This window comes from Brevundimonas sp., assembly GCF_031082345.1.
In the GTDB taxonomy this organism is placed as follows: Bacteria; Pseudomonadota; Alphaproteobacteria; order Caulobacterales; family Caulobacteraceae; genus Brevundimonas.
This window is the reverse complement of sequence record NZ_JAVHLH010000131.1, coordinates 1-7,885: the sequence shown is the minus strand read 5'-3', so window position 1 is coordinate 7,885 and position 7,885 is coordinate 1. Positions and strand designations below refer to the sequence as shown.

4 protein-coding genes are annotated in these 7,885 nt (G+C 69.2%); 1 reads left to right on the top strand and 3 read right to left on the bottom strand.

All coding sequences use genetic code 11. The features are described 5' to 3' along the window. The 3 genes from RDU12_RS09605 to RDU12_RS09595 form a co-directional block, all read right to left on the bottom strand. Positions 1–1,403, bottom strand: a 1,403-nt coding sequence (locus RDU12_RS09605) for a monovalent cation/H+ antiporter subunit D (RefSeq protein ID WP_308684516.1), incomplete at its 3' end; no start/stop codon positions are given. Further along, positions 1,400–1,753 carry a Na+/H+ antiporter subunit C gene (locus RDU12_RS09600; RefSeq protein ID WP_366145271.1) on the bottom strand — a complete coding sequence of 118 codons (354 nt, stop codon included), beginning with the start codon at positions 1,751–1,753 and terminating at the stop codon, positions 1,400–1,402. The genes RDU12_RS09605 and RDU12_RS09600, both read right to left, overlap by 4 nt. Before the next feature lie 2 nt (positions 1,754–1,755). After that, positions 1,756–4,626, bottom strand: a complete 2,871-nt coding sequence (locus RDU12_RS09595; RefSeq protein ID WP_308684515.1) for a monovalent cation/H+ antiporter subunit A — start codon at positions 4,624–4,626, stop codon at positions 1,756–1,758. A 442-nt stretch (positions 4,627–5,068) separates the two neighbouring features. Between RDU12_RS09595 and RDU12_RS09590 the strand changes: the two genes are divergently transcribed. Beyond that, positions 5,069–7,672 (top strand): TonB-dependent receptor, encoded by a 2,604-nt coding sequence (locus RDU12_RS09590; protein ID WP_300290363.1) that lies wholly within the window; start codon positions 5,069–5,071, stop codon positions 7,670–7,672. Positions 7,673–7,885 lie beyond the last annotated feature (213 nt).

Below are 7,885 nucleotides of genomic sequence, written 5' to 3'. Positions count from 1 at the left end.
CCGCCGGCCGCCGCCACCCCGACCACCCGGCCGCGCAGCGCCCGGGTGGGAATCTCGCCCTCGACCTCGGCGCTCTTCCAGAACAGCAGGCTGCCCGCCCGCGCAAAGGCCAGCACCCCGATCAGGGTGGTGATCAGTATGGTCCCCCAGATCCACGCCGCCGCCGGCGTCTCGCGCACCCCGTCGAGGATCAGCAGCTTGCCGATGAAGCCGGACAGGGGCGGCAGGCCGACGACCCCGATCGCCGTCAGGAAGAACAGGCCGGACAGCAGGCCCGACTGGCGGAAGCGCGGGCCCAGGGTCAGGGCGTCGCCATGCTCGCCCCGGCGCTTGCCGATCAGGTCGGCGACCAGGAACAGGGCCGCCCCGGCGAGGGTCGAGTGCAGCACATAGTAGAGCGCCGGCCCCATGGCCTCGACGCGGAACACGGAAATGGCGCTCAGCAGCATGCCCATCGAGCCGATCACCGACCAGGCCGCCATCTCGCGCAGGCCGCGGGCCGCGAACAGGCCGATGAAGCCGATGAAGGTCGTGGCGATCGCCGCCGGCAACAGCCACGGCCCGGCGACGAAGGCCGCCGCGCCCGCATCCTCGCCGAAGATCAGCGTGCTGGTGCGGATGATGGCGTAGGCGCCGACCTTGGTCATGATGGCGAACAGGGCGGCGACCGCGCCGGTGGCCGCCGAATAGGCCCCCGGCAGCCAGAAATGCAGTGGTACGACCGCGGCCTTCAGCGCGAACACCACGGTCAGGATCAGGGCCGAGGCGGCGATCAGCCCTTGGTCGCCCGCCGGCGCGGCGGCGACCTTCACCGCCAGATCGGCCATGTTGAGCGTCCCGGTGACGCCGTACAGCAGGCCGACGCCGATCAGGAACAGGGTCGAACCGACCAGGTTGATGACCACATACTGCACCCCCGCCTTCAGCCGCATCGGCCCCTGGCCGTGCAGCAGCAGGCCGTAGGAGGCGATCAGCAGCACCTCGAAGAAGACGAACAGGTTGAACAGGTCCCCAGTCAGGAAGGCGCCGTTCAGCCCCAGCAGCTGGAACTGGAACAGGGGATGGAAATGCCAGCCCTTGCGGTCCATCCCGGTGGCCACGGCATAGGTCATGACCACCGTGGCCAGCCCCGCGGTCAGCAGCAGCATCATCGCCGACAGCCGGTCCAGCACCAGCACGATGCCGAACGGGGCGCGCCAGTTTCCGAGGGCGTAGCTCTCCGTCGTCCCGCCCGAGGCGTGGACCACCAGGGCGGCGGCGATGCCGACCAGGGCGAGGCAGGCGCCCAGCGACACCAGACGGGACGCGTCCAGCCGGTGGCGCAGCATCAGAACGCTGGCGGCGCCCACCACCGCCGGCAGCACCACGGCCGCCGCGACGAGCAGGGAGATGGAGGCGTTCAAGACCCGCCCTCCGCGTCTTCAGGGCCGTCGGGCCGGCCGTCGACCTGGTCCGAGCCGGTCTCGAGGAAGGTCCGCAGCGCCAGCACCACCACGAAGGCGGTCATGCCGAAGGCGATGACGATGGCGGTCAGCACCAGGGCTTGGGGCAGGGGGTCGGTATAGCCCTCCGCCGCCTTGTCGTAGATCGGCGGCCGGTCGATCACCAGCCGCCCCATGGCGAACAGGAACAGGTTGATCGCATAGGACAGGAAGGCCAGGCCCAGCACCACCGGGAAAGTCCGCCCGCGCAGCGTCAGATAGACCCCGGCGGCGGTCAGGACGGCGATCGCCGAGGCGATCAGCAGCTCCATGGTCATCGGCCCGCCTCCGTCGTCGACGCGGCGCCGGGGCGGTTGCGGGAGGGATCGACGTCCATCGCCTCAAGGGTCTCGGGCGGCGGCTGTTTCTCGGCGCTCTGCGCCACCCGCGACAGCTGGGCGAGGGCCAGCATGACCGCGCCGATCACCGTCAGGGCCACGCCGGTGTCGAACAGCATGGCCGTGGCCAGCTCGAACTCGCCGATCAGCGGCAGGCTGAAATAGTCGAAGGCGCTGGTCAGGAAGGGCGCGCCGAAGGCCAGCGAGCCGAGGCCCGTGGCGGCGGCGATCAGCACCCCGGCGCCGATCAGGCTGTGGTGATCGGCCCGCAGCCGCTGATCCGCGAAACTGTAGCCCGAGGCCATGTACTGCATCAGTATGGCGATCGAGACCACCAGCCCGGCGATGAAGCCGCCGCCCGGCTGGTTGTGGCCTCTGAGGAAGATGTACAGCCCCACCGCCACGGCCAGCGGCAGCAGCAGCCGGGTGGCGACGACCAGCATCATCGGGTGGTGTTCGGGAGAGCGCACCGTATCCGGTTTCCACGCCGCCACCCGCCGGCCGCTGGCCCCGGTGCCGACGGACTCGAGCAGGGAGAAGATGCCCAGGGCCGCGATGCCCAGCACGATGATCTCGCCGAAGGTGTCGAAGCCGCGGAAGTCGACCAGGATGACGTTGACGACATTGGTGCCGCCGCCGCCGGAATAGGCGTTGTCCCAGAAATAGTCCGAGATGCTGTCCAGCGGCCGGGTCATCACCGCCCAGGCCGCGCCGCCGACGCCGAGGCCGGCGACGCAGGCCAGCGCCCCGTCGCGCACCCGCCGCCATGGCCGACTCTCCGCCGGCGTCGTCTTGGGCAGCAGGTTGAGGGCCAGCAGCATCAGCAGGATGGTCACCACCTCGACCGAGATCTGGGTCAGGGCCAGGTCCGGCGCCGACAGGTGGGCGAAGGCCAGCGAGATGATCAGGCCGACGATGCCGATGTAGATCAGCGAGATGTAGCGCGCCCGGTGGAACAGGACGACCAGGGCGGTGGCCGTCACCAGGGCGATCCAGGCGGCCACGGCCGCGGGCGAGGCCGGCACGCCCGGCCGCTCGCCGGCGACGTAATCCGCGCCGAGGAAGCCGGCGAAACCGACCACGACCGCCGTCCCGATCAGGGCCGCCATGGCCCGCTGCAACGAACCGTTCTGCAGCGCGTCGATCCCGCGCCGCGACAGGGCCGTCGCCCCCTTTACCCCGGCGTCAAACAGGGCCTTGGCCCTGGGCAGCGGCAAGGCCTCGACCCGCCGCTGCAGCCGTCCGTGCATCGCCAGCGCCAGGGCGCCGATCGCGATGGCGATCACGCTCATGAACAGGGCCGGCGTCACCCCGTGCCACAGCGCCAGATGCACGTGCGGCGCCGCGCCGTTGGTCACCGCCTGCGCCACGGCGTCCACCAGCGGCCCGGCGAACAGGGCCGGGGCCAGGCCGATGGCCACGACCAGCGCCGTCAGCACCGCCGGGGGGCCCCACAGGCCGACGCCCGGATCGTGCGGGGCCTTCGGATAGTCGTCGCGGCGCGGCCCGAAATAGACATGGACGATGTAGCGCAGCGAATAGGCCACAGAGAGGGTCGCCCCCAGCGTCGCCAGCACCGGGAACACCCACGGCTGGCCCAGCCACACCGTGTGCGCCGCCTCCTCCAGCATCATCTCCTTGGAGATGAAGCCGTTCAGCGGCGGGACCCCGGCCATCGACAGCCCGGCGATCAGCGCCAGCGTCCCGGCGATCGGCATCAGGCCGAACAGGCCGCCGAGGCGCTTCAGATCGCGCGTCCCCGCCTCGTGGTCGACGATGCCGGCGTTCAGGAACAGGGCGGCCTTGAAGGTCGCGTGATTGATGATGTGGAACACCCCGACCAGCGCCGCCATCGGCGTGCCGAGGCCGAACAGCATGGTCAGAAAGCCGAGGTGACTGATCGTCGAATAGGCCAGCAGCCCCTTCAGATCGTCCTTGAACAGGGCCACCCAGGCGGCGAACACCATGGTCACCAGGCCGGTGGTCGCCACGATCAGGAACCAGGCCTCGGTCCCCGCCAGCACCGGCCACAGCCGCGCCAGCATGAAGACCCCGGCCTTCACCATGGTGGCCGAGTGCAGATAGGCGCTGACCGGCGTCGGCGCGGCCATGGCGTGCGGCAACCAGAAGTGGAACGGGAACTGCGCCGACTTGGTGAAACAGCCGCCGAGGATCAGCAGCAGGGCCGGCAGGTAGAGCGGCGAGGCCTGGATCGCCTCCTTCTGCTGCAGGATCACCGTCAGGTCGTACGAGCCGGCGATGTTTCCGAGGATCAGCAGCCCGCCGATCAGGGCCAGGCCGCCGCCGCCGGTGACGAACAGCGCCATCCGCGCTCCCTGCCGCGCCTCGGCCGAATGGCGCCAGAATCCGATCAGCAGGAACGATGAAAGACTGGTCAGCTCCCAGAAGATCAGCAGCAGCAGCACATTGTCCGACAGGACGATGCCCAGCATCGCCCCCTGGAACAGCAGCAGATAGGTGAAGAACCGCCCCATCGGGTCGGCCGCCGCGAGGTAGAAGCGGGCGTAGATGATGACCAGCAGGCCGATGCCCAGGATCATCCCCGCGAACATCAGGCCCAGCGGATCGAGGAACAGGCTGGCGTCCAGGCCCAGGGCCGGGATCCACGGTACGCTGGCCCGCACCGTCTCTCCGGCCATCACCGCCGGCGCCATCCCCGCGAGCACCAGCAGGGCCGTCAGGGTCACGCCGCCGGCCGCGAGCGCGGCGGCGTTGCGTCCCAGCCGGATGGCGAGGGCCGGCGCGACGGCCCCGATCAACGGAAGAAGGGCGAGCAGAAAGAGCAAGAATCGGCCTCGGAAGCGTCAGTCAGGCGGGGCGCGGGCGGTCTTGATAGAGGGTGGCGGCGCGGATTTCTCCCCCCGGTCGGGATTTTATCGAAAGAATCGCCGTGGAGGCCGCGGCCGGGCGTCGCCCCCCGGGCGTCCGCACTTCATCCGACCATCGCCGACGTGGATGATTTCGCCCCGGACGGCGCGCGATACTGGCGGAGAAGGGGCGAATATTGACCTAACGTCATCGGTTTCTGTCGCTTTTGCGTCACAGTCTGGCTTGCGCCATGGTCGAAATGAGGCCGCTTAGGCCCCGAATGCTTGTGGCGGAGTCCGGCTTGGATTACCCCGAATGCTGGAGTTTCCGCGCTCCGCAAGAAGGGCGCGGTCCAGGGATCAGGAAACGCCGCGGCAACCCGTTCCATTCGGGAACCCCGGCCATTGTCGGGGAGCGACCATGCGCCTTACCAACCTTCTTCGCACTACTGCGTCCGCCGCTGTTGTCGGCGCCGTGGCCTTCGGTTTCGCCGGAGCCGCCTCGGCCCAGGACGGTCAGGACCGCGCCACCACGGTCGATGACATCATCGTCACCGCCCAGAAGCGCGAGCAGAACCTGCAGGACGTGCCGATCGTGGTCACCAGCCTGTCCCAGGAAGTGCTCGAGGACGCCGGCGTCCGCGACATCAAGGACCTGCAGATCCTCACCCCCGGCATGACGGTCACCTCGACCTCGTCGGAAGCCTCGACCACGGCCCGCATCCGCGGCGTCGGCACGGTCGGCGACAACCCCGGCCTGGAAAGCTCGGTCGGCGTGGTCATCGACGGCGTCTACCGCTCGCGCAACTCGGTCGGCTTCGGCGACCTCGGCGAACTGCAGCGCATCGAGGTCCTGAAGGGCCCGCAGGGCACGCTGTTCGGCAAGAACACCTCGGCCGGCGTCATCAACATCATCACCGAGGCCCCGTCGTTCACGCCGGGCTTCAACGCCGAGGCCACCGTCGGCAACTACGGCGCCATGGCGGTCTCCGGATCGGTCACCGGCCCGATCAGCGACACCGTGGCCTTCCGCCTCTACGCCGGCCGCCGCCTGCGCAACGGCTTCATGGACATCGACACCGGTGACGGCCCGCGCTCCGAAACCGACGACAACAACCAGGATTTCGGCACCGTCCGCGGCCAGCTGCTGTGGCTGCCCAACGACAACGCCTCGATCCGCTTCATCGCCGACTATTCGTCGCGCGATGAATACTGCTGCATCGGCACCCAGATCCGCACCGGCCCGACCTATCCGTTCATCGACGCCCTGTCCGTCGGGCCCGGCCAGCGTCCGCCGGCCGCCGGCTTCGGCATGCTGCCGTTCTCGCGCACCGGCTACGCCAACCGCTCGAGCGGCCAGGAAGTCGAAGACAAGGGCTGGTCGGTCGAGGCCAATTTCGACATGCCCTCGTTCCTGGGCGGTTCGACCCTGACCTCCGTGTCCTCGTGGCGTAAGTGGACGTCCAGCCTCGGCCAGGACATCGACTACACCGGCGCCGACATCGCCTACCGCGAGCAGGACGGCGACTACGGCTTCTCCGTCGAGAACGTGACCCAGGAGTTCCGCCTGGCCGGAGCCAACGACAGCCTCGACTGGCTGGTCGGCGCCTTCGTGACCAACGAGGACATCGGCCGCACCGACAGCTGGTATTTCGGGGCCGACTACACCCCGTTCCTGTCCTTCCTGCTCAGCGCCCGCCTGAACGCGGCCAACCCGGCCCTGCCGATCAGCCCGAACACCATCGGCTGCTACACCCGGGCGGCCCAGACTCCGGTCGGCTTCGGCACCTGCCTGGCCACCGGCGGCGCCATCGGCGGCGGCGGCCCGGGCTTCATCGTCGGCCAGGGCTTCGAGGACCGCTACGAGCAGGGATCGACCTCGGTCGCCCTGTTCACCAACAACACCTGGCACGTCACCGACGCGTTCGATGTGACCCTCGGCCTGCGCTACACCATGGACGAGAAGACGCTCCGCGGGCAGCAGACCAACACCAACGGCAACGGCGCGACCTGCGGCGCCGCGCTCGCCAACGCCGCGGCCATCGGCGCCGTGCTCGGCGCCAACACCCCCACGGTTCTCGGCAACTTCTGCCTTCCGTGGTCCAACATCGCCTTCAACAACCGCTCGGTCGATGAGGACTTCGACGACAGCGAGCTCAGCGGCACCATCAAGGCGTCCTACCGTCTGAACCCGTCCATCCTGACCTATGTGTCGTACGCCCGCGGCTACAAGAGCTTCGGCTACAACCTCGACCGGGTGCAGGCGGGCATCACGCCGGTGGCCTCGACCCTGTTCCCGTCCGAAGTCGTGGACAGCTACGAGATCGGCGCCAAGATGACGCTGCTGGACCGCAGCCTGCTGCTGAACGCCACCTACTTCGACCAGACGTTCGACAACTTCCAGCTCAACACCTTCCTCGGCACCGCCTTCGTGGTGGAGTCGATCCCCGAGCTGACCTCGCGCGGCGTCGACGCCGACTTCCTGTGGTTCTCGCCGGTCGAAGGCCTGACCTTCCAGGGCGGCGTCACCTGGACCGAGGCGGAGTACGGCGCCTTCACCGCCGCCGACCTCGCCAGCCCCGGCAACTTCCCGCAGCTGTCGCTGCTGCCCGGCGCGACCGCCTCGTTCGCTCCGGAATGGTCGGGCACCCTGGCGATCAACTTCGACCGCAATGTCCGCGACGACCTGCGCGTGGGCTTCAGCCTCGCCGGCAAGTACATGACGGAGTACAACACCGGCTCCGACCTGCTGCCCGCCAAGCAGCAGGACGCCTTCGCCACGCTGAACGGCCGCTTCCTTCTGGGCAGCGTCGATGAGCGCTGGACGGCCGAGTTCTGGGTCCAGAACCTGACCGACGAGGAGTACATCCAGGTCGCCTATAACGCCCCGCTGCAAGGCTCGGCGTTCCAGAGCACGATCCAGCCGAACGGCACCTACTACAACCCGGCGCTGGACAGCCAGACCTACGACGCCTTCCTGGGTGCGCCGCGCACCTACGGCGCCACCCTGCGCTTCAAGTACTGATCGCTCCGCCGCAGGGCGGAACGAACGAACCGGCCGGGGGCGACCCCGGCCGGTTTTGTTTTGGGCGGGAACTCGCCGCGGCGCTTGATGGAAACGAAGGTCGCCGCGGACCGAAGCGGCGAAGGCGCGGCGTCAGTCGGACGAGGGCGCGGCGCGGCGCGCGCCGCACAGGTCGCAGAACTCCCGGCCCTGTCGCCGCCGGTCGGGGCGCCA